Genomic DNA, 22,515 nt, shown 5'->3' on the forward strand with positions numbered 1-22,515 from the left:
AAGAACGTTGGCCGCAGCGGAGGTGGCCGCAGACCGCGAAAGGGGACCGCCTTTGTTGACGCTCCCGATGAAGATGAAAGGGGCGGACCATTGCGGCCGAGATAGCCGCAATGCAGGTCGGTTTCGTTAATGCGCCAGCGGCGTGTCATCGGCACCAAAGCATTCCATAAAATCTTCAGACCGAGGACTTCAGGAGGCAGGTCTGCACACCCTATTATTTCCGTCGGCAAGCCAACCTGAGGATCCTGATATCGCTCGGAAACCGCCTGATAACAAGTGCGTCAGTAATCTCGGGAGCCGGTATCGAACCCAAGGCTGGTCGAATCCTTAACAGAGAAAAAGCCCGCTGCCGAGTAAGGGGGCAGCGAGCTTGATTTGAAAAGGCAGTGCCGGCGGAGAGGGACCGCATTCAGCACCAGCGTCGTATCTGCGAGGAGATACGGCAACGACCATGGCTTACACGCCGTGCCGCCCTCTCATCCCAACAGCTTCCTTCAGGCGAGCAGCTTTCGGTTGGCTGCGGGCGTCATAAACATGGGATGGTTCGCCCGTCCTCCTCGCTCAAGAAGCCGCTTCAGGCGTCCTCGCTTGATCCCCGCGAGCAACGTGTGGGGGATGGAGCCGAACAAGACGCTTCTCCCATAATTCCCGCAATTCTTGGAGGAGTGCTTCATGCCTGACCACATCGTGCGCAATCATGTCGAGAAGATCTGCGAGCACCGCTTCGCCTTCGATACGCATCAGCAGATCGAACACGTCATGTGAAATACGAACACCGTCACGGCTGGAATGATTTGCACGGATTTCGCAGACCGTCTCTTGGCGATCTGGGGCTGTGAATGCGCGGGTTTGGTGCAGCGATACATAAGGTGGCAATGAAACCGCGAGCGCAGTCCAATCCTGCAGCGTTGCAGCCCGCTTTTTGACGAGGAACGACCCGACCACAAGTCCGTCCAGCTCTGTCGTTAGAAACGTGGTTATTGCGTCTGCAACCGAGTCCACGATCGGCTCTGCATTGTTATTAAAGGACGTGTTGAGCAGGATTGGGATGTCGGTCCGCTTCTTGAATGCATTAATAACATCCCAGTAGGCCGGATTGGTGTTGCGCGACACTGTCTGCAGCCGAGCTGTACCGTCGATGTGCGTGATGGCACCGAGCAAGTCACGTTTTGAGTCACGCACCCGAACGACGAAATTCATGAACGGAAATTCGCTTGTACCATCCGGCAGGTCGAAAAATTCGCGCGCATTCTCCTCGAGCACCGATGGCGCGAAGGGTCGATAGCCTTCCCGCTTCTTGACCATTGCGTTGATCCGGTCCTTATTCGCGGCCGGTCGCGGGTCAGCAAGGATGCTGCGGTTACCGAGCGCACGTGGGCCGAACTCCGAGCGACCCTGCACCCATCCGATCACGGCGCCATTGACTATCCAGTCCGCTGCACTGTTTGCCACGTCATCAGTACGTTCAATATCGAGGTGACCGGCCCATGCCGTAAGTTCCTGCTCCACCGCGCGGTCGCCCCCGAGATCGGGGCCCCAATACACTTCCTGTAATCGCTTACGTGGCGCAGGGTGGCCGACTTCGTTAGATATCATTAATGCGGCGCCCAATGCGCAGCCAGCGTCATGCGATGCCGGTTGAACGAAGATGTCTTCGAAGAGCCCTGAATACAGCAGTTTACCGTTCACGGTGCAGTTGTGCGCTACCCCTCCGGCCAAGCACAGCCGCTTCATACCGCTCGTCTCACGATGGTGCCGGAGAATATGAAAAACGATCCGCTCCAGCGCTTCCTGCAATGATGCACTTATATCCCGATGCTGCTGGGTAAACGGCATTCCCTTTCGCCTAACCTGGATGTTGCGGAGCAACGTCGGCCCGATACGGTCGAGGTGGACACGGTAACCCCCGTTGGCGGAGAGCTCGTAGAACTGCTCGAAGAGTTTGCGATAGGGAACGGGATCCCCGTAGGGGGCGAGCCCCATGACCTTGTATTCGTCGAATAAGCCATAGCCGAGATACCGGATCGTCTCGAGATAAAATAGCCCGAGCGAGTTATTGTCCGGGAATGTCTCGATTTGCGTAACGTCGGTTCCGTCCCCCAGAGCCAAGAGCCCGGAGAGAAAATCACCACCGCCATCAATCGAAAGGATCAGGCTTTGTTCGAAGCCGGACATTGCAAAAGCGCTCACAGCGTGCGCCTCATGGTGATTCACGAATGAGATACGCGAAGCATCGACCTCGAAATCGAACTCCTGCGCCAGTAACCTCTGCAGCAACAGTGTAGCATCCAACGGCATGGAGATGTCCGGCTGGGAAACGACCAGGTGTTCGAGCACAGAGTTGCAATAGGCCTCGGTAGAGTAGTACCCGATACGATCGATTTCGCTGAGCTGAACGCCGGCGACTGAGAGACAGTATTGAATCGAATTGCTGGGCAATTTGTTGGAGTGTTTAATCCGATTGAGGCGTTCTTCTTCTATAGCGGCTATTACCTCTCCGTCCCGGACTAGAACCGCGGCGCCGTCATGCATAAATGTATTCGGAAGTTCGAGTCGGCTTTCGTGGACTCTCTCAAGTCCGCCACTCAACCCTAGACACAGCATATCACTCTCCATTCATCATAAAAAGGGACCTCATTGATCTGGCTCAAGACCATTTCCAAGTACACATGCTGCATTTTCGCTGGTTGCCGCGATGAGTAGCTCGGCCACTTTGTGTTCAGAGGTTCTGGAAATAGTCTGCAATCGCGCAGACCCTTCGAGATGCGCGACAGCGGGCACTTTGTCCGCCATTCCTCCGGTGTCTGGTGGTCGAACAACATGTAAGGATCCGGCGTTCCTGGGCTGAATATTTCAGGGGCGCGATCCTCAAGGCAGATCGGTGCCACGGGGCGGAAGTGTTCGCGAAGTTTGATGTTGCTTAGATGGTCCGTCATCTCCGGCGAGGTCGCAGCCGCGAGAATGCTTCTGCCACCAAGTGCGCGCGGTCCGAGATCGGCTCGCCCAGTGAGGAAAATGACGGGTTTGTTGCTGGCGAGAATGGAAGCGAGTTCTCGCATACCGCAAGGTGCGGAATTCCATCCAGAAGGAAGTTGGCTATCTGGCAGAGCCGGCCCGCTGTAGACCGAACATTCCAGAGGTACGAAGCGCTCTTGCGCAACCGTTGCGCTGCAAGCGGTATCGATTGCCGAGCCGCCGTCATTCGGAAATGGGGGCACCCAGACCGCATCGAAGAGCCCCGTCTGACGTGAGGCACTGTTCCCTTTAATATTGAGACCGCAGCCGCCGGCGATACACAAGCTTCGCGCCCCCGAAAAATGTGCGTGCCGCTCGATAGCGGTCACCATTTCGCTGACAAGAAGACGCTCGAGAAAAAGATGAAACGATGCGAGCACATCTTCGCAGGCCTGGTCCCTCAATCGGAGGGCACTGGCTTCGAAGAAGTCATTCACGGACGCAAGCGAGGGCTCAGCGGCGTTGATATCCGCGCGGTAACGGCTGGCCAGCTCTGTGTCGCCCGCAAATCTCTCCTGAAAAAGTTCCTGAAACACCGCCCCGATGTCTTCGGCGACCGCCCCGAGTGCGATGTAGGCCATCAGCTTGCCGGCAACACCGAGGTCCCAGTCACGGGGACCCGACCGCTTATAGGGCACGAAGTGATGGCCCGCTGCTGCATAAACATGGCCTATCACCGGGAACAGGCAATCCAGGAGCCGGGCGCCGTGGCGTTCTACATAATAGAGGCGTGGAAAGATGCACCCGTCCCAGACCAAGCAGAATGCGGGCTCTCCGGTTTTGGCGAATGGGCTGGTGCAGTATGCCGAGGTCACATGGCCGGTAACATGCGGGTAGCTTCTATAAGAGAAAAGCCGGCCATCGATCGAAGTGAGGAGGCCATCGGCATTCCGTTCGACGTAGGGGCCCCCTCTGAGAGTGATCGGAGCCGCCCCGCTAAGGACATGGAACTGCGACTCCACATGCCCGTCCCAGCCGTCGATAAAGAACTGATCACCGGCCCGCGCATCCAGCCCGTGCTCCGCCAAGGCGGAGACAATGGACTCCAGATCATCGATGGCTTGATACCGTCGGTTATTGTCCCGCTTCTCCTCACTCCGAAAACGGGCTAGCAAGCAGTCTTGGTGGGGGGCGTCGCCTTGGCAGTGCAGATGATCGACAGCGATCAACATCTCGTTGAGCATAGCCATGACAGTCTCGGCACCAGCGGCGTGACCCCAGCGCCGACAAGTGGCATCACGCGCCGATCCGAATACCAGGTGCCCCCCTGGAGCAAGCATCCGCACAAGGTTGCGGATAGCTGCGCGCATCTCGGCTATACCATTGAGGTAGTACAGGACCTCCGCCACGACGATCAGATCGAACGGTTCCTCAGTCGAGAACTGTCGAACATCGGAGACTGACCAGGTGATGTGGGTGAGCTCCTTCATCCGACGGCGCGCTCGATCAATCGCTCGCGGCACGAGATCGATTACTGAGAGCCATTGGCAATGGGGCGCTAGCCGTTCGGTGAATGCACCTGCAGCACACCCGACTTCAAGTGCATTTGTGATGGATCCCTGGGAAAGCGACAGCCGGAGCATTTGGGTGTGACGCTCCCGCTCGAACGGGCTGGCATCGAGCAACCACGGATCGTCTGCGGCCAATTCCCGATCTAACAATCGACGACTATTATCCAGACCCAAGATTCATCTGCCTCGATAACGCAACCAACGCTCGCCAGAAGTCGCCAGGGCTGACCAATGCCGTGCAAGATGGCGGATACGATTCTGCACCGCATTCGCGACAATCATGCCGTCCACGCCCCCGGCCAAAAACCGGAACTGGCTACGTCGTCCGAGACCGGAAAACGCTTGCCGGCACGCATAGGCGGCTTGCATTCTTTTACCTGCGGTCCAAAGCAGCGCATAACACGAGACGCTGACAGTGCTGACTGCGCCAAGACGGTCCATGAGATTTTGGTTCGTTGTCTGTCCGAGAAGCAAGCGCATTACAAAACCGCGGTCATGCAATGCGGGAGTGACTTCGCAAGCCGGTATCACTGCCCGGCTTCATTTCGCTGGGAGGGCACTCGTCGTGCAAACGGCGCCGCAAGGACATATATCCCGGAACACTTGAGTCATACGCGATCGCAACGAACCCAGGTCTAGCTCCGGTCTAGTTTCGGCTGCCTTCGAGGGATCGATATTAGAGGTCCCAGTACGTCCGTAGGTCCTTCGAAAGAACTCGGCGAGTTCGACATTTGCAGTTGCAACTCGTCTTCCCAGCACAGCTTCCACCGCACTTGAACGCATACAAAGACTCCTTTTCTGATGATTTTCGAGAGTGCCCATCCGCGATCGTCGCGGCGTGATTTGGCGGGCATCAGGCGCTATCGTCGGCTATCGCGATGCCAGGCAATTGGACCGAGAGAAGCTCGTACGAGGGGACTTTTGCGTTGATGGGGCTCTCTCAAAAGTTGCCGTCGTTCCCGATCCCCACCTTTCATTTCAGGTTTCTAATGCAGCATCCCCCCGGATTGGTAAAATCCATTGTTTGGATAGCAAACATTCATTTCGGGTATAGGTCCGTCCGTTTCAATGTTCTCGATCAAATCTACTCGTTCGCGCGCGATGCTTCTGCTGGTCGCGGTACTTCACGGTGGCGCACAGTTCAGTCTGCCGTCCATGTGGCACCGTTCATCAGGGTTGCGTATCGATTTCGGTGACGAGCAGAGGCACCTCGCCGAGCCAGTAGTGCCCCAAGCCGGCCGGCGCGGGAACACGTCCCGAGTGCGGCGCGCCGATAATCGCCATTCACGTGCGGATTCGTGCGTCGGCGGAGCACTCCCGATAGACTGACCAACGCGGTTTCCTTCTGGGAAGACAAGCACCCGCCAGGCCGGCTGAACCATGACCCTGCGGAGCCAGGCATTGTCGGCAGGCGATAGTCCGCGCTCGCGTCGGCGGCCCCGCTCTCGTCGGGCGACCCGGTGCACCGACGAGACGAGAGAACGGAGCCCATCGACCAAGGCGATCAAAGACTTCCTGGGACACGATCGCAGGCCCACATGAGCCGCGAGCCATAACCAATCGCTACGCAGCTCAGGTGTCGCACCGCCCAGATTCGACCGGTTTGCATTGAAGGCTCTTATCGGTCCCCAGGTCTCTACAAAAGGATCTTGCGAGGTTAATGCTCGACTGCTCCTACCCAAGAGTGGCGCCTGCAATCACCTCCTTCCATTGCCGTTTCCCGACGCCCCGATCGTGGTCGAGCCCATACCGCCCGGGCTACCGCCTGCTTCCTTTTGCCGCTCCGATTTGATTCACAGCTGAGGCACTTTTCAAATGCAGCGTCTCGTGACATTTGCAAAACCTATTGTTCGGATATAATGCATCCATACGCCAGATTGGAAAGAGAAATGCGGTTTAAGGGACTAGATCTGAACCTCCTCGTCGCGCTCGATGCGCTGATGGCTGAACGCAACCTCACGGCGGCGGCTCGCAGCATCAACCTTAGCCAACCAGCCATGAGCGCGGCTGTTGCCCGGCTGCGCGGCTATTTTGGCGATGAGCTGTTTACAATGAGAGGCCGCGAACTCATCCCGACACCGCGAGCCGAGGCGCTCTCCTCCCCGGTTCGCGAGGCGCTGCTACATATTCAGCTCTCGATTATTTCTTGGGAAGAATTTGATCCCAAGAAATCCGACCGCCGGTTCAGGATTATAGTTTCTGATTACACGACGATCATTTTCTTCCAGAAAGTTGTTGAGCGTGTTGCGCGAGAAGCCCCTTTCGTCAGCTTCGAGTTCCTGCCTCTGACTGACAACCCGGAAGAACTTTTCCGGCGCGGTGAGGCCGATTTTCTGGTCCTTCCGGACTTGTACATGTCAGACGCACATCCCAAAGCGAAGCTTTTCGACGATTCATTCGTCTGTGTCAGCTGTTGGACAAACAAGGAACTGACGAGGAAGCTCACATTCGAGAAATACATGTCAATGGGCCACGTCGTGGCCAAATTCGGACGCTCGCTCAGAGCATCCGTTGACGAGTGGTTTTTGATTGAGCATGGCCTCAAGAGGCGTGCCGAGGTGGTCGTGCAGGGGTTCAGCATGATCGCTCCTATGCTACCGGGCACCAGTCGCCTTGGGACCATGCCGTTGAGGCTGGTTGAGCATTTCGCAAAAACGCTACCGCTGCGGGTCGTCAGACTTCCGTTCTCTTTGCCCCCGTTGACTCTGACGATGCAGTGGCCTGCGCTTCACAATGGCGACCCAGCGAGCATCTGGATGCGGAAGACTTTGTTGGAGGAGGCATCTCACCTAGCGCCAGCGCCGGACCCTGCCATTTGACTAGCGCGTTTGCGGCGAGCGGCCTAGGCCAGGAGGCGCCCGTCTTTCGTGATGCAGGCATTGTTGACCAATATGTCGACGCCTTCGAGATCGGCTTCCGCAATTTTGCGCCGAGCGGCTTTGACCTTGTCGCGGTTCAGAGGTTCGCCGGAAACGGCAAGGACCAGCTTCGCACGGAATCGCCGGCGGCGCTGCGCCTTTCTGACATTGTCGGATGAGGCTTTGGGGCAGACCCTCGAGCCTTACCCGAAGCGCCTAACTTGAGCTTCCGGGTAGCGGTAGACGTGCCGCTTCAGCAGTTGAAATTTTTCAAGAACGGAACCCCGGCTCATCGAGCTTCCGCTGCCGCTTGGCGCATTCATCCAGTTGGTCCAAAGGCGCTTCTTTCATAATCGCCAACCGGTAACTCATTCCGGAAAAGAAATAACGTTACGAAGCACCTCGCATGCCTAAACCTTCCTGAATGCCAGAACTGCGTTCATGCCGCCCATCGCGAAAGCATTGCTGAGCGCCACGCGCACCGTGCGTTCTCGCGGCACGTTGGGCGTGACGTCGAGATCACAATCGGGGTCTGGCTCGCGATAATTGGCGGTCGGTGGCACGACCCCCTCCTGGATCGCCATCACGCAGGCAATCATTTCGAGCGCGCTTGCTGCGCCGAGGCAATGCGCGTGCATGGACTTGGTGGACGATACAGACATCGAATAGGCATGGTGTGCGAAGACGCGCTTGATTGCCGCCGTCTCGGCCTGATCATTGGTCTTGGTGCCGGTGCCATGGGCGTTTAGGTAGTCCACGTCCTCGGCATTCAGCCCGCCGTCGGCGAGGCAAGCGTGCATCGCGGCCTCCGGCCCATCGATAGACGGCGCTTCAACGTCGAAGGCATCGCTGGAAAGGCCGATGCCCGCGATCTCGGCAAGCATCGTGGCACCGCGCGCCGCGGCATGTTCATAGCTTTCTAGTACGGCTATGCCCGCGCCCTCGCCTAGCACCACTCCCTTCCGGTCGGCGGAAAAGGGCCGGCAAGTATCCGGAGCGAGCGCGCGCATCGTTTCCCATGCCTTCAACATAAGCCATGCGAGTGGCGCTTCGGCGCCTCCGGCAAGCATCACGTCAGCCCGGCCCAGCCTAATCTGATCCGCCGCCGAAGCGATCGCATGGTTGGCTGAAGCGCAAGCGGAAGCGACGCCAAACACTGGCCCGCGCAGACCGAGGCTAATACTGACCTGGCTGGCAGCGGAGCGCGGCAACCCCTTTGGTGCAGAGTAGATGCCAGCACGCTTCGCGCCGCCCAAAAGGAGCGCTCGGTAGGTTTCTTCGACCGTTGCCCAGCCCCAGCCGCAGACGCCCACGGTCGCACCGAAGCGATAAGGATTTCCCTCGCCGCAGGAAAGCCCAGCGTGGTGCATGGCTTCGCGCGCTGCAAGCACAGCGAGCAAACTTAAGCGGTCCATGGTGACCAGCTGCTTGCGCGCAATGTCATGCTCGGGCAGGACCTTGATCTCGGTGCCGACAGTGCCCTTCAGTCCACGAAGCTCGGGAGTGGCCATTGGACCGATGGCGGAGCGGCCTTCGCGCATCTCTTTCCAGATGGAGGCGGCGTTGTTGCCTAGCCCGCAAAGCCCGCCCATTCCAGTAATAACGACTCGCCTGTCCATATCAGGCCTCCTTGGCGAGCAAGCCGCAGAAGGGTTCCAACACGTCGCCGATACTGGTCAGGTTCGACCGTTGCTTGGCAGTCGTTATTTCCCCGGATAGGGACGCAGTCGTTGCCGCGCCGCGCTCGGATTCGACGCGGTTCATGATAGTGGCAGTGACTCCCGTTGTGAATTGATCAGCCATTCTATCTCCTTGCTTTGATAACGCCTCTTGACGTGGGCGCGGCGCCTTCTTCCAGCCAGACGGCAAGCGAAATTGTCTCTGACCGGCCTTGTGCCACTCACCAAAACCAATTGGATTTTTGATTGCAGAGACGAGATGAGTTCCGGCGGGTCTGCGACGGAAGATGGAGAAAAACGTCGGCCGGCAGCCGAGTTTGCGCCAGCACATCGAAACCCGGTGTGCAACGTGGCTCGTCTTCAAACGTCTCGGCCGCCAATGGCTTTGCGTCGAGGTAGTCGGTGCTAGGTCCTTCGGAATACGTCGGAGAGTTCGAAATGGTCTGGCAGAAATGGTCTGGCAGATGCAATTCATTTTCCCAGCACAACCTCCACCGCACCTCCGAGCTCATGGGTGCTTCATGCGAGATCGAGGAAGATTGATAAAATCATTTGTTTCGATGAGACCCATCAGCGCTTTGGATGTCCTAAGCGTGCCTTGTCACCGGCGCCCGATACCCATGTATCCATCGTGCGCATGCGTTCCATCAACACAATCGATTTTACCAACATATATATTAGCGGATATGAAACCGTCGGCCGGGGACCAGGTCCACCCCGGAACGCGAGCTGCCTCTCGCGGACCATGTCAAACTGTCTGCTTCTTCAGGAAGGCTTATGGACCTGCCTGCGCGGCGGGACCCTTGGAAAGCAATCGAAGTTGTCCGGTGTCAGCCCTGAGTTCCGGTTGATCTACCAGGCGGCGCGTTGAGACGAATTTCGCTGGAAATATTTCAGCTTTCTAGAAGGCCCATGCAACTGCTCTCGGGCTTTGCCTGGTGGTCGCGCGCGAACCACTAGATCCAAAGCGGAAAGTAACGACGGAAAAAAGATAGGCTGGCGGATTGATGCTTAATCACATAACGGTGGGCGCGACGGGGCGCGACTCGTGCCCAGAAGGGGCGAAATCCCGAGACATAAGCTTTGATTTCGCCAAAGGCGTGCTCATTATACTGGTTATAATTGGCCACCTATTGCAATATCTGATTTATCGCGACTCTGATACCTTTTGGTTGTCGCCGTATTTCAAGTCGATCTACATGTTTCACATGCCACTATTTATGGCGATAAGCGGATATCTTTCCTTGGGAGCTGTCCTGCGCAAATCGCTTCGTCAAGGTGTCAGTGATCGAGCGATGCAGTTAGTATTGCCAATGTTTTTTTGGTGCGCGTTCATTTGGATATCGAAGGCCGCCGTAATTTCGCGGGCGGATAATTTAACCGGCGAAATGTTGGATTTTTCAAGGGAATTAATTGGGACGTACTGGTTCATCTGGGCGGCATTCACTTCCTTCGTGGCCGTTAAGTTACTTATGACTTTCAAACGCTTGCCGGTGTGGATCATAGGCGCATCTGCAATTGTGGTCGCTTTCGCGCCAGTTACCTGGTCAATAGCTCCGTTAGTACGATATACTTATCCATTCTATTGCTTTGGTTTCTTGTTTGCCAAATCGATCGAGTGGAAGACCAGCGTCATCTGGCTCAAGAAGCAACCATTATTTATCTTTCTTTCGATAACATCGTTCATATGCTTTCTGCATTGGGGAAAAAATACTTATGTCTACAACAATCTTGGTTTGATATACGATGAAGAGTCAGCGAAACAAGTGCTTCTAATGTTCGCCGGCTCGGGAGCGGCGTCTGCGGTAGCTATGCAATTTATATTCCTATGCTGGAGAGCTAGCTATTCAACTCGATTAGCTCGCTTTGTCGCGGAGGAGCTTGGTCAGAGCACACTAGTGCTTTACCTTGTCCAAGGTGCCGTTTTTCGCCTCATGGATTTTATACAGTTCGGAGAACCCTGGAATATCACGACCAAAATCGGGGTCGCAAGCGTGGTTGGAGCTGCGATTGTTGTCACGGGGATGACAATTCGCAGGATTGTGCGCCACCTTGGATATCTGTCGCTATGGCGAAAATTTATCTGGCGACGCTGTTCAAGCGGCGCTCCGCCGCTTGGTCTCGATAACCTTAATTCCGTCAGGGAACACCTAGCTTCTTGCTGCCGCGACACGGGAGAGCGTCCAGGAAGAAGCTGATCAAAACCCGATATTTCAATGCAGATACATAGATTCGAAAACTGCTCCGCCATAAGACTTGATTTTGTTATCTTTTTTGGCTTTTTTTTGCCTCTTGCCATAACCGCAAAAAGGCCGGCGAAACCGGGCTTCTAGGAGCGCTTGCCGCGTCGGCGCCGCTGAATGGTGACGACTTTCGCTATGTGTCGTCTCGCAGTGGGTTCAGAAACCCCTGCGCGTTTTGCGGACTACCTTGACCAAGTCGATATCACCGTCCTAGCGAGCGCGGGATATAGCTTTCGCGTTCACCTCTTCCAGGTCGTTCACATCGATAATGTAACAGCGCTCGACCGCCACTCGCAGATTTTCTGTCTTACGAGCAGAGACTTTGACGTCGTATATCATGGCCTAGCGTCCTTTTCCTTGCGAAGGGGCAGGAGCTGTAGCTGCCGCCGATTCACACCATAAGACGCACCTGCCGAAAAAATCTGCGCGCGCCATGATATCACGGCTGCTCTCAACCTCATCTCTACCGAAACCTGTGCAGTTGTACAGGTAGCCATAGCGTGCGGTGCTCTGGCAATTTTTCGGCCGAACAGTAACAAGGAGATGATTGCAATGGCCCGTACGCAAAGGCTCATGAAGGCGAGCGAAGTCCCGGCTTTTGTGGAGAGGGTGATTAAAGCCGGCTGTGATCTGCGCCATCGGCGACTTTGGCTATGTGATCGGTGAGACCTGGGAGCAGGAAGCGGCAGAGGATGAGCTGCGGCGCATAGATGACGAGTTCGGTGATCGAGATGCATTGCTGCCCGAGATCGTCGCCCACTTCAAGTCGCTCGGTCGGCAGATCGATCCTAGATCGCCAATCGAAAACTGGTATGGGAACCACAAGCTACACTAGCGCTTGATGCTATATCATCTGCGGCTAATTCGTTGGCCGCCTTTGCCTACCGCATTCACCAATTTACCGAGTTAAAACAAATGGTTGACTCCATAGTGGCATTGTGGATTCCTTATGAATGAACGATATTCCTCCGCCAACACAACTAGGTAATATTTACTCCGCAAAGGAAGCGGCCAGCCGGCTCAAGATGACGCGGCGGGGGAATATACAGATTGGCAAGCGCTACGGCTGCTGCTCCACTCACGGACGCAACGTAATGTTCTCAGAGCAGGATCTTGTCGACATCTGGCAGATCATGCGGGCACCTGCCACCGAGAGCAAACCTGTCACTGGCCGGGCGATTGCATTACTTCGGACGCTTCCTACAAGGATCTTCTCCGCACGAACCAACGAAAACGCGATGAGAAGCGCCGGCTGCGTAAGGAACGAGATGCGGCCGAACGTGAACGGCGCCTAGAGGAGAAGCGCCAGGCATCACGTGACAAACTCGCTGCGAGAGCAGCTAAGCGGACAGCCGCATTAGAGGCCAAACGGCAAAGCGCGCTCCGGCGGACTCCGAGCCGCTAGACGTCAACAATCGCGATCCGGCGTACTGGACTGAGGAGCGTAAGACGCGCCTGCGTCGGCACGCCTTGTCAGGATGAACAGGGTGGCGGAATGATGCCCGAACCTCGCACAAAATAAGAGAAGCGCCCCCCCCGGTTGCGACACCGGAACGCGCTTTGGCTTCGGAGCGCCGAAGCCGGGATTCGCGAATTCACTGCTGCCAAATCAGGTACCGGCCTTGTCAACGCGGAGACCCCAGCTGATGCAACCTCCGGATAAAATTTTGCAGCAGCGATAAACCTTTTGTGCATTGCACAATTTTTCCGTTCGCCCATACTTTTGCCTGTCGGCCGATTCACTCCCACCATGGAACGGTCGACGCTGAAGGCAGCACGCCTTTTTGCGCTGCATTCTCAAATAGAGCCCGCTGCCACCTCCTCCCGGCAGCGGGTTTTTCGATCCTTGATCGCGCGTATTGTAGGCGCGCGGCTCGAAGACCTGGCGGAATCCAAGGCGCGCATGGCTGCGATCTTGAAGGGCAGGCCTAAAGCTTATCAGTGCAAAGGCGGAGCCCGAGGCGCTAGATCATACCAATCGCGATCCAAGCTATTGGACAGCGGCCCGCGAGCGGCGGCTACGGGCCGAGCGCAAAGCTAGCGGAAGTGAGACGTGGCCAAGGCCGAAATGAAGCAGCGCATCGAGGACCTAGAAGCCAAATCCGGCCAAGCCTACCAAGTAATCGGAAAACTTGCTCTATCGATGCGGCCTGCACGAAAGTGAAGAAGGCACGAGGGCATTGGATTATTTTAGCCAAGACGGCTTTGATGACGATTTCCTGCCATGGCCAAGAGCCTAAGATTACACACTTGGGCGTAACCAGCTTGCGCTCAAAGCACATTAGCGCCAAAGTATCCTTGGGGATTTCTGAGGGGTAATTGGGGGATGCGACCTATAGTTTGGCTTGCAGCCGCGGGTGCCTTCAGCGCATGCGCGGTGGGGGCAGGCGAGAGGCAAAGCTGCCGGCTGCCGCATCACGGCCCGTGAGGACAAAGCGTACGATACGGTCGATCATGTGGCCAATCTTCGCGCCATCAACGTGACACCGCATGTGACGCAGAACCAGGCCGTCACCAAAACCGGCAAGACCCGCAACAGCGCCATCGACCAACGAACCAGGCAGCATCCGGGCTATGGAATGTCGCAATCGCGTCGGGCGATGATCGAGTGCATCTTCGGCTGGAGCAAGCAGCACGACACCATGCGCAAGACCAAACATCGCGGCATCGCTCGGGTCGCTACCGACTTCATACTCAATCTGATCGCCTACAACCTGATCCGCATCCCCAAACTGGTTGCAGCGTAGCCAACTTGGTGTCCAGACCGCCAAAGCGCTTCAAACTCTCAAACAAATCATCCCAACAATGGCACCCGCGACAGAACAAACGCCCAATTCTTTGGATTTTTCCGTAAACTGCTAGGCTCGTATCCAGTGGATCGTTGCCACTGTCTCAGCAGGCTGTTGTCATCCGAAAGACGGCAAACCCGGGCGCGGCTCCGCCTTTCTCCTTGAGCTCGTCAGCTTCTCGAAAGCCAACCTTCCTAGCATTCGCACTCGGCCTCTAGATGCCAATGCCGCCTATGCTGAACTAGGGTACCCGCTGGGCGGATCTGCAGGAGACTTTGTTATCATAATCGAAAGGAGAGCTTTATGAATTCCAATCGGATAAACGGTGTTGGCGCGCAAGGGTTCCCACCGGGATACGTCCGGACACAGGAGGATCATGATCTATTTAGGCAGGCCGCGAATGAAGCCGGGTCATTATCATCTGCCGCGCTTGTATCGGCGCAGGCTCCGATTTGGAGTTCGAGCGCTCCATACGGAAGCTTTTCACGCGATGGCTACTCTTGGAACAACGACGTATGGGGTCCGCGCCCTGGGCCTCAGACGATTTCGGTGAGTGGCGTCAACCGGTGGAGCGTATGGTCGAACCAGCCTAATACGCCGGGCATCAAAAGCTATCCGCACGAGGCTTTTAGTATCGGGAAACCGCTCAGTTCAATCAACACTCTGAGCTCGAGCTTCAATCAGGAGGTTCCTACTGGCGGCGCCTGGGATGTCGCCTACGATATCTGGGACAGGTCAAACCAGCATGAGGTAATGCTCTGGACAAACTACACCGGAAACTCGGACGGGAGCGGCAACGTTAAGCCCATTTCATATCATTATGCCCCTTCCGGTGCGGCGATTCCGGTCTACAGCAATGTCAATGTAGGCGGAGCGACTTGGAACGTGTTTGAAGGTGAAGGCCCCGACGGTCACAAGGTCATCTCATTGCTGCGCACTTCTAAGACCAACAGCGGGACAGTGGACATCAAGAGTATCCTGCAGTGGATCAAGTCGACGGGGTACTTCGGCGACATAAACGTCGGTAGCGTCCAATACGGCGTCGAGATTACCTCGTCCCCGGGGGGAAAGAACTTCAATTTCAACAACTGGTCTGTGACCTCGAAGTGAAGACCCGTGTGCGGGCGGCAAGGTGAGCTGCGCTTATGCCAATGAGCCTCGCTGGCTGACGGCCTAGCTTGCGCTTACCGGCTCGCTCGGCCAAAGCGATGGTTGTTTCCCGGCCGCGACGACGAGCGTCCGCTCGTCCCCAACGTGCTGCACGCCGCCTGCCGTTCAGAGGAGATACGTTCATGCTTAAGGCCTCCGGCGTGGTGGATCTGAGCACGTCCCTGTCGGGGCGGCTCAACCTCAAATGCTTCTGCATCACGCTCGACCGGGCCAAACTTTGGGCGGCGCTGGACCACGAAGCCGGCGAGCCTGGTTTCTGCGAAACATTCATGGCGTCGCGGCCGCATCTGTTTTCCAATGTTCCAGTCTTCCTTGCCGTGTCCGCCCTCGACGAGATGCAGAGAATCGTGATCGCCATCGAGGCGACAGCAAAGTTGCCAGCTTACCGCGAAAGGGTTCTCTCCTGGGCTCCCGCAATTGCGCAACGGGACTTTGGACCGGTCGGCGCGCTGATGGGCTACGACTTCCACCTCGACGATCAAGGTCCCAAGCTGATTGAGGTCAACACCAACGCCGGCGGGGCTTTCCTCAATGCCCTGCTGGCCAGAGCTCAGAAGGCTTGCTGCTCCGTGGTCGACCGGGCGCTGATTGGCACAAGGGACGATCACTTCGAAACCAGCGTCATCGCGATGTTCGAGAGCGAATGGCGCAGGCAGCGCGGAGCCGGTTCGCCGCGAAGGATCGCGATCGTCGATGATCAGCCTACGGAGCAGTATCTTTATCCTGAATTCGTGCTGGCCCGGCAGCTATTGCTGAAGCACGGCATGGACGCGATGATCGGGAACGCGAGTGAGCTGAAATATGATGGCGGAAGGCTTCTGCTCGACGGACAAGAGATTGACCTAGTCTACAATCGCCTGGTCGATTTTGCGCTTGATTGGCCGGAGCATGCCGCGCTCAGAGCGGCCTATCAGGACGGCGCCGTGGTGCTCACGCCCAATCCGCACAACCATGCGCTCTTTTCTAGCAAGCGCAATCTGACATTGTTCTCCGATCCGGCAGCGCTGGAGGCATTCGGCCTTTCTCCGGAGATGCGCTCGCGGCTCGCCGGCATTCCGCGGACCACACTGGTCACGCCCGACAATTCGGATGCCGCCTGGCAATTCCGCAAGGACATGTTCTTCAAGCCGCTCTCCGGCCACGGCAGCAAGGCGGTCTACCGCGGCGACAAGGTGACGAAGGGGGTGTGGGCCGAGATCGCCCGTGGTGGCTATGTGGCCCAGGCATTTGCTGCACCAGGGCAGCGCATGATCGAGATCGATGGCGCGCCCACGCCGCGCAAGATGGACGTGCGGCTTTATACTTATGATGGCCAGGTCCTCCTCGCGGCTGCCCGCCTATACCAGGGCCAGACTACAAATTTCCGCACACTAGGCGGCGGTTTTGCCCCTGTACTGGCCATCTGACCATGCGCGGACCATCGCTGCTGATGATCTACGGCGCCTCCTTGAGCATCAGGTTGCATCATTCGCGTGGCGGACACACCAGGTATGGCGGAGCGTGGCATTAGGGTCGATCATTCAACGATCCATCGCTGGGTCGTTCATTTCGCGCCGCTGCTGATGGAACGCTTCAACCGGTGCAAGCGCGCCGTGACCGGCAGATGGCGTGCGGGCGAGACCTACATCAAAGCGCGCGGGCGAGACCTACATCAAAGCGCGCGGGCGATGGATGTACCTCTATCGCGCCATCGACAGCGTCGGCGACACCGTCGAGTTCTGGTTCAGTGAATACCGGGATTTGCCGGCCGCCAAGCGTTTCTGCACAAAAGCGTTGGCACGCCATGGCCGTCCCGATCCGCCGTCATCGACGGCAGTCAGACCAACCGGGAAGCCATCCTTTCCTGCGATGCCACAAGTCGATTGCAGGATTGCTCCCAGCGCCGGTCGAGCCGATCCCAGGATCATCGGCGCATCAAGCGCCGGGTGCGGCCGATGCTCGGTTTCAAATCGACGCACGCCGCCGCGGTCACCCTGTCCGGCATCGAGATGGTCACACGATGTGCAAACGACAGGCGCGGCACGCCTTCAATCCGAACCCGTCTCTCGCCGAGCAGTTCGAAATCCTCGCTGCCGCATGATTGCCACCACTCTGGCAAATTCTCTGACCAGACAAAACTTTGCAACCGGCAAATTGTCGATTCGCAACCCAAAGATCGGGAAGTTGACAATGCGTACTGTTAGGCATCGCGCAAAGTCAGCGTTTTGAGGTTTGGTACGGCGCTTGCATGTTCACGGAACCATCATCCGATCGCTTGTGAGAGCGAGATGGATAGTTTGGCAACATCGAGCAAAGGCACGAATTCGTTATGCGGAAAACTGAGTTAGAGCGATTCGTCAACGATTTAGGAAAAAAAGGCAGTCCGCTTGAAAATCTCAAACGACGCCCTGGAGGGCTTGCACCGATCGTGGCGATCCGAAACAGCCTCAACTACAACATCACGCTTGACAAGGTTAGGAGAAGAGGGGGGAGTTCCTGCGTGAAATATCTGTTCGTCGGTGCCACAATGGTTTTGGCGTTACTGCCTCCGGTCGCCCAGGCCCAGGATATCGAAGGAGGCAAGGCGGTCTTCAAAAAGTGCATTGTCTGCCACAGCGCTGATACCGAAGCAAACAGAGTTGGGCCATCCTTGAAAGGCGTCGTGGGCCGGACAGCGGGGACCGTCCTTGTCTATTCTTATTCGAAAGCCATGAAGGATGCGGGCGCTGCGGGCCTTGTATGGGATGAGCCGAACCTGATGGAATATCTGGCAAATCCCAAGGCGAAAGTGCCGGCGAACAAAATGGGGTTCCCTGGCCTCAAGAATCCCGACGACGTCAAAAACGTTATCGCCTATCTCAAGAGTGTGTCCGGTTAGAAACCTTTGGCCTTCCGTTTCGAGAACAACGCCAAGGACGGTGCGACTCCGCTTTTCGCCTTGAGCGAGGTAAGCAGTTGAAAGAGGGTCGGGTTCTGCTCCCGCGAAACTGTCTGGCCCGTGCTGTGCCGTCAACATGCCTGACGACCTCCAACCGGCTACCGAGAACCCTTTGGAAAAGAAGCATGTAGGACGACGGGCGTGCCAAGTCGAAGTGGAGCGCGACTCCGCACCTGGCCCAGGATCGTGTCTCGCACCGGAGGCCCGCTGGCTCCCGCTTTGTCGTCGACCAGCTTTGCGACCAGTTTGGGCGACAGCGGCACGAAGTCGTAGCCCTGTGAGATTGCTGCGCGGAGAAGATCCTCAAGCATTTCGAACGCGCGATCGCGGGTGCCAAGCCAGAGCGCGGGTTCGTCGGTTCAGGCAGGCCGGGGTCGTAATGCACGTGCGTTCGATCCTATTGCCCTCATGCGCGATCTCGCTCGACTGCCAGCACGTTGCGCAGATGGTTTTCGATCAGGATCAGCGTTGTCAGCGTGCCGCATGCTGACGCGGCGACGACGAAGCCGATGGGCAAGCCGAGCATCATGCCGACAAGCCCGGCGACACCACTGACACCATCGTCGTGGAACCTAACCCAGTCGACGGCACCGCCGCCAATCGTGATGATCACCGCTAACGCCACATTGAGCGTGGCGAGCATGTCAGACAGCATCCTGGTCATCGAAGGTCCCCCTTTGTCCATGGCATAGCGTACAGGGCCGCAGGGAGGCCCGCCGGCCAGCGCCTAAGCCGGCGCTGGTGTACGGCGCGTTGCTCTGAGAGCTTGATGAGCCTTGCCCTCTTTCATTGCTTGCGCGGCGGCTTTAGCCGGCAACAGTTTATTCAGAATTTCTATCTAGCTTTAGAGTCGTCGATGCCGAAATCACGTAGGCGCGACTGTCGTGCGGCTAAAGGGAAAAGCCCGGTTGCGCCCCCGCGCCGGGCTTTTTCCGTATTGGCATTTCATTGCCTCGCCAGCGGGCGATTATCCCCGCCGCTCGCATAAGAGCGCTTCTCCCGCTATGTCTGCGAAAACAGCCGCGCCCGACGTCACCGCAGGCTCAAGAGTCTTCGGCATTTCTGCAGAAGCGTTGCTGATCGTCCCTTTGAGTGCTGCGTGCACTTGGCCAATCAGGCAGGAAGATTGCCCACCGGGACCGGATTGTTGGAAACATAGGCCGACACGACTTCCGCGGTGAGCTCGATGGGGGTGTCGATATTGTTGTCGGCTTCTTCTGTCATGAAAACGCCCCAGGTGGCTTGAAGCACAATTCGGCAAGCCGGTGTTGGTGTCGACCACTGCGTCGAAGGCGCGGCCTTCCAGCACCGCGCGCAACACCGCCGCCTCGTACTGCCCCGAGCTGCCCGGTCCCCTTGACGGGGCGGTTGCCCCTGTACAGCAGCGTCAGCCTGTACCTATTGCCCGTCAGAGACCGCACGATGGCGTGACCCACGAATCCCGATCAGCCGATAACGAGGATGATCATCGTGCCGCCCCCATCACCTCTGCTTTATTCGAGCTTCGTTACATGGCATCAACTGGCCAAGGAGTCGTGATCGGCGAGGAGATCAAAGGACATAAAGCCAATTGGGAGGAGACCCTCCCTAATTAGCCTCCACCGTCGTGACATGCCGATCAAGCCTCAGCCTTGTAGCCCGTAGCCACTAGCCAAAGCACTCGACTGAAGGTTGCGCACCGCGTCGCGGGCGCGCATTTTCCCGTGATGTACCGATACCTGTCTGCGCATCTCTTCTTTGCTGACATTATCGGCCCTCCTTCAGGGAACTTCATATAGATGGGGAAATACTTCGTAAGATGTGGCAATGCAGCATTCTCCCGGTGTACGCCCCTACACGCGAACTGATTTGGCGCCTTTCCTCTATGCCGCGAAACGAACAATCGATTTGCCCAATACTGTCGCGCAGAAATTTCTAATAGCTGGCTTGGTTGTAGAAAATTCAGCTGGCATAGGTTGGGCGCATATCGTCCCCTTTGACGGATATGAGAATGTGGGGATTGAAGGAGCACAATGATGCCTGGGGAACCAAGCAATAATATGATCGAGCTTACTGCAGATATCGTTGCCGCCTATGTCCAGAAAAACGCGGTTCCAGTGTCCGGATTACCGGATTTGATCGCGAGCGTGAATTCGGCATTGTCTAATATTGGCCAGTCGTCTCCCATAGCAGAGCCCGCCCCGAAGCCGGCAGTTAATCCCAAAAGGTCAGTGTTTCCGGAATACATCATCAGTCTCGAGGACGGCAGGAAATACCAGTCCCTTAAGCGCCATCTTGCGACCAGTCACGGGCTGACCCCTGATGAATATCGGGCGAAATGGGGTTTGGCGAAGGACTATCCCATGGTCGCGCCGAGTTATTCGGCGACCCGTTCGGCTTTGGCAAAATCGCTAGGCTTGGGCAGGAAACCTGCTCCCACCAAGAAACCCGCGACGAGACGCAAAGCCAAGGCCTGAGCGTAGACGCATAGTCCAACGAGCGATCGTCGCGCGTTAGAGGCCTTGCGAACGCATTCGGCGCGAACTCAAAACTGGAAAGGGGGAGCTAGGTCGGGAGACAGAGTTAGTCCTGCCGATGTTTCCTCCTTCAACCGTGCCAAACCGGCGCAATAGCGCCCTGTCAACCGGCGCCGAAACTGGCGAACTTCCTAGAGGACATTCGCGGCCGGACCCCGACGAGAGAGCGTCGTCGGCAAATTATTGTGCGTTGCAATTTTCTCTTCGCACTTGCACAAAAATGTGGCAAATGCATCATCGCCTGACGTTCCGGAAGGACCTTGAGATGGCCCGGCCCGTCTCGGGGCGAAGTCGAGGTGCGGCGAGTGCAAAGTGCGCAGGCGGCACGAGCACCGATACGACCCATCTCGTTGGCGGCGCGAGGCGGGTAGAAGAGGAGAGTCGGCGTGAGCATTCCCATCCTTCGCACAGTTGCGGAACTGCGCAGCATCGTAGCCGCGTGGCGCCGAGAGGGCTCGAGGGTTGCCCTGGTTCCAACCATGGGTGCCCTTCACGACGGACACCTCAGCTTGGTGCGAGCAGCCCTCGCCAAGGCCGACCGCGTGATCGTAACGCTGTTCGTCAATCCGAAGCAATTCAACAGCCTTGCCGATCTCCAAGCTTATCCACGTACTGAACATGACGATGCTGCGAAGCTGGCGCCGGTTGGAGCCCACATCGTCCTCTATGCACCGGATGCGTTGGACATGTATCCGAAGGGCTTTGTCACGACAGTATCCGTGAGCGGGGTGAGCGAGGGGTTGTGCGGTGCATTCCGGCCCGGTCATTTCGATGGCGTGGCGACAGTCGTGACAAAGCTTTTTCTGCAGTCCGGCGCCGACCTCGCTTTCTTCGGCGAGAAAGACTTCCAGCAGTTGCATGTGGTGCGCCAACTCGTGCGCGACCTCGACGTTCCGATCGAGATTGTCGCATGTCCGACAGTGCGCGAAAGCGATGGACTGGCGATGTCGTCCCGCAATGCGCGGCTACGCGAAGCCGAGCGCCAGGCAGCACCGCGACTGGCCGAAATCCTTCGGGAGGCCAGCGAGCAACTGACAGACGGAGACCCCGTTGCACCCATTCTTGCCGTCGCGCGCCAGTCCATACTTGCTGCGGGTTTTGAGCGAGTGGAATATCTCGAACTGCGTGCCGAGGAAGACCTAATGCCAATGGCAGCGCTCGACCGTCCCGCACGACTCCTCGCCGCCAGCTGGCTCGGACAAACCCGGCTGATCGACAATGTAAGCGTGCGTCCGCGGCAAAATGCTGGGGCCTTCAACAGAGCGACTGTCGCAGCATGAGTTCGGACATTCGCCGCTTTCAACGCCTCGGCCACGCACATATCTGCTCGGGCCGACGCTTGACATGGCTTGGGCGCGGGAACACAGCAGCCGCCAACGGCTGATCGGCAAATTGTAGGGCAAAATTTAGCGCTCTACGCGGTGATCAGCGTCGATCGTTACTACAGACCGCGCACGACACGGCCCAACAAGGATTGGCTGCATCTTTGCGGGAAGGGATCATCAGAGACGCTGTCGAACGACTGACGTTCGGTTCCATCCATCACCAGAGTGAATCGATCCACGTCTGCTGATTCAAACCATTCATTGGACGCGCGTCCGGCTGCGCGATTCTGTGCGCAATGATCGCGCAGCTCTATCGCCTCTGTATCGAACGCCGCGACGCGGATCGGAACATGGCGCGCTTCTATGCACTGTCGATCGAGGAGACCCTGTTCGGCCAGACCTGCCTGGTCCGGCGTTGGGGCCGGATTGGAACCACCGGCCGCACGATACAGCACTCCTTTGATACCGAGGGTGAAGCCGTCGCCCTTTTCC

15 protein-coding genes and 5 pseudogenes are annotated in these 22,515 nt (G+C 57.3%); 12 read left to right on the plus strand and 8 right to left on the minus strand.

From position 1 onward, the window contains the following. Positions 1 to 561: 561 nt before the first annotated feature. The 3 genes and pseudogenes from AC04SF_RS34195 to nodS all read right to left on the minus strand — a co-directional run. Complete coding sequence (locus AC04SF_RS34195) at positions 562 to 2,604, minus strand: carbamoyltransferase family protein (RefSeq protein ID WP_488481364.1); 2,043 nt, start codon at positions 2,602 to 2,604, stop codon at positions 562 to 564. 90 nt (positions 2,605 to 2,694) lie between these two features. Beyond that, positions 2,695 to 4,130: pseudogene (locus AC04SF_RS34200) on the minus strand (carbamoyltransferase N-terminal domain-containing protein); the annotation flags it as partial. Next, positions 4,110 to 4,700, minus strand: a pseudogene (nodS, locus tag AC04SF_RS34205) (nodulation methyltransferase NodS); the annotation flags it as partial. The pseudogenes nodS and AC04SF_RS34200, both read right to left, overlap by 21 nt. Positions 4,701 to 6,415: 1,715 nt before the next feature. On the opposite strand from nodS, the gene AC04SF_RS34210 reads away from it, so the two are divergent. Beyond that, positions 6,416 to 7,345, plus strand: a complete 930-nt coding sequence (locus AC04SF_RS34210; protein ID WP_488481365.1) for a LysR family transcriptional regulator — start codon at positions 6,416 to 6,418, stop codon at positions 7,343 to 7,345. Between the two features lie 38 nt (positions 7,346 to 7,383). On the opposite strand, the pseudogene AC04SF_RS34215 reads toward AC04SF_RS34210, so the two are convergent. The 3 genes and pseudogenes from AC04SF_RS34215 to AC04SF_RS34225 form a co-directional block, all read right to left on the minus strand. After that, positions 7,384 to 7,502 (minus strand): annotated as a pseudogene (locus AC04SF_RS34215) (beta-ketoacyl-ACP reductase); the annotation flags it as partial. A gap of 292 nt (positions 7,503 to 7,794) precedes the next feature. Continuing rightward, complete coding sequence (locus AC04SF_RS34220) at positions 7,795 to 9,003, minus strand: beta-ketoacyl-[acyl-carrier-protein] synthase family protein (RefSeq protein ID WP_488481366.1); 1,209 nt, start codon at positions 9,001 to 9,003, stop codon at positions 7,795 to 7,797. A 1-nt stretch (position 9,004) separates the two neighbouring features. Beyond that, on the minus strand, positions 9,005 to 9,187 hold the full coding sequence (locus AC04SF_RS34225) for a hypothetical protein (RefSeq protein ID WP_488481367.1): 183 nt from the start codon (positions 9,185 to 9,187) through the stop codon (positions 9,005 to 9,007). An 883-nt stretch (positions 9,188 to 10,070) separates the two neighbouring features. Here AC04SF_RS34225 and nolL point away from each other — a divergent pair. The 8 genes and pseudogenes from nolL to AC04SF_RS34265 all read left to right on the plus strand — a co-directional run bounded on the left by nolL (position 10,071) and on the right by AC04SF_RS34265 (position 18,122). Further along, positions 10,071 to 11,261 carry a nodulation factor fucose acetyltransferase NolL gene (gene nolL / locus AC04SF_RS34230; protein WP_488481368.1) on the plus strand — a complete coding sequence of 397 codons (1,191 nt, stop codon included), beginning with the start codon at positions 10,071 to 10,073 and terminating at the stop codon, positions 11,259 to 11,261. Between the two features lie 670 nt (positions 11,262 to 11,931). Beyond that, the gene (locus AC04SF_RS34235) at positions 11,932 to 12,141 is read left to right on the plus strand and encodes a hypothetical protein (RefSeq protein WP_488481369.1); all 210 of its coding nucleotides are present in this window, start codon (positions 11,932 to 11,934) and stop codon (positions 12,139 to 12,141) included. Between the two features lie 118 nt (positions 12,142 to 12,259). Next, complete coding sequence (locus AC04SF_RS34240) at positions 12,260 to 12,601, plus strand: hypothetical protein (protein ID WP_488481370.1); 342 nt, start codon at positions 12,260 to 12,262, stop codon at positions 12,599 to 12,601. Between the two features lie 1,062 nt (positions 12,602 to 13,663). Next, positions 13,664 to 14,053 carry a transposase gene (locus tag AC04SF_RS34245; protein WP_488481371.1) on the plus strand — a complete coding sequence of 130 codons (390 nt, stop codon included), beginning with the start codon at positions 13,664 to 13,666 and terminating at the stop codon, positions 14,051 to 14,053. A gap of 345 nt (positions 14,054 to 14,398) precedes the next feature. Beyond that, positions 14,399 to 15,205 carry a glycoside hydrolase family 12 protein gene (locus AC04SF_RS34250; RefSeq protein WP_488481372.1) on the plus strand — a complete coding sequence of 269 codons (807 nt, stop codon included), beginning with the start codon at positions 14,399 to 14,401 and terminating at the stop codon, positions 15,203 to 15,205. A gap of 182 nt (positions 15,206 to 15,387) precedes the next feature. After that, positions 15,388 to 16,671: an ATP-grasp domain-containing protein gene (locus AC04SF_RS34255; RefSeq protein WP_488481373.1), complete on the plus strand. Its 1,284-nt coding sequence runs from the start codon at positions 15,388 to 15,390 to the stop codon at positions 16,669 to 16,671. Between the two features lie 84 nt (positions 16,672 to 16,755). Beyond that, positions 16,756 to 17,345: pseudogene (locus AC04SF_RS34260) on the plus strand (IS6 family transposase); the annotation flags it as partial. A 426-nt stretch (positions 17,346 to 17,771) separates the two neighbouring features. Next, positions 17,772 to 18,122: a c-type cytochrome gene (locus AC04SF_RS34265; RefSeq protein WP_488481380.1), complete on the plus strand. Its 351-nt coding sequence runs from the start codon at positions 17,772 to 17,774 to the stop codon at positions 18,120 to 18,122. A gap of 466 nt (positions 18,123 to 18,588) precedes the next feature. On the opposite strand, the gene AC04SF_RS34270 is transcribed toward AC04SF_RS34265, so the two are convergent. Next, positions 18,589 to 18,846 carry a hypothetical protein gene (locus AC04SF_RS34270; protein ID WP_488481374.1) on the minus strand — a complete coding sequence of 86 codons (258 nt, stop codon included), beginning with the start codon at positions 18,844 to 18,846 and terminating at the stop codon, positions 18,589 to 18,591. A 419-nt stretch (positions 18,847 to 19,265) separates the two neighbouring features. Further along, positions 19,266 to 19,406 (minus strand): annotated as a pseudogene (locus tag AC04SF_RS34275) (MucR family transcriptional regulator); the annotation flags it as partial. 815 nt (positions 19,407 to 20,221) lie between these two features. Here AC04SF_RS34275 and AC04SF_RS34280 point away from each other — a divergent pair. From AC04SF_RS34280 to AC04SF_RS34290, 3 genes are all read left to right on the plus strand, one after another. After that, positions 20,222 to 20,638 (plus strand): Ros/MucR family transcriptional regulator, encoded by a 417-nt coding sequence (locus tag AC04SF_RS34280; protein ID WP_488481375.1) that lies wholly within the window; start codon positions 20,222 to 20,224, stop codon positions 20,636 to 20,638. Positions 20,639 to 21,084: 446 nt separating this feature from the next. After that, positions 21,085 to 21,978: a pantoate--beta-alanine ligase gene (gene panC, locus AC04SF_RS34285; RefSeq protein ID WP_488481376.1), complete on the plus strand. Its 894-nt coding sequence runs from the start codon at positions 21,085 to 21,087 to the stop codon at positions 21,976 to 21,978. 341 nt (positions 21,979 to 22,319) lie between these two features. Further along, positions 22,320 to 22,515: WGR domain-containing protein (locus AC04SF_RS34290; RefSeq protein WP_488481377.1), on the plus strand; the 196-nt coding region annotated here is incomplete at its 3' end.

The sequence above is a fragment of the Mesorhizobium sp. CNPSo 4671 genome (genome assembly GCF_057784245.1).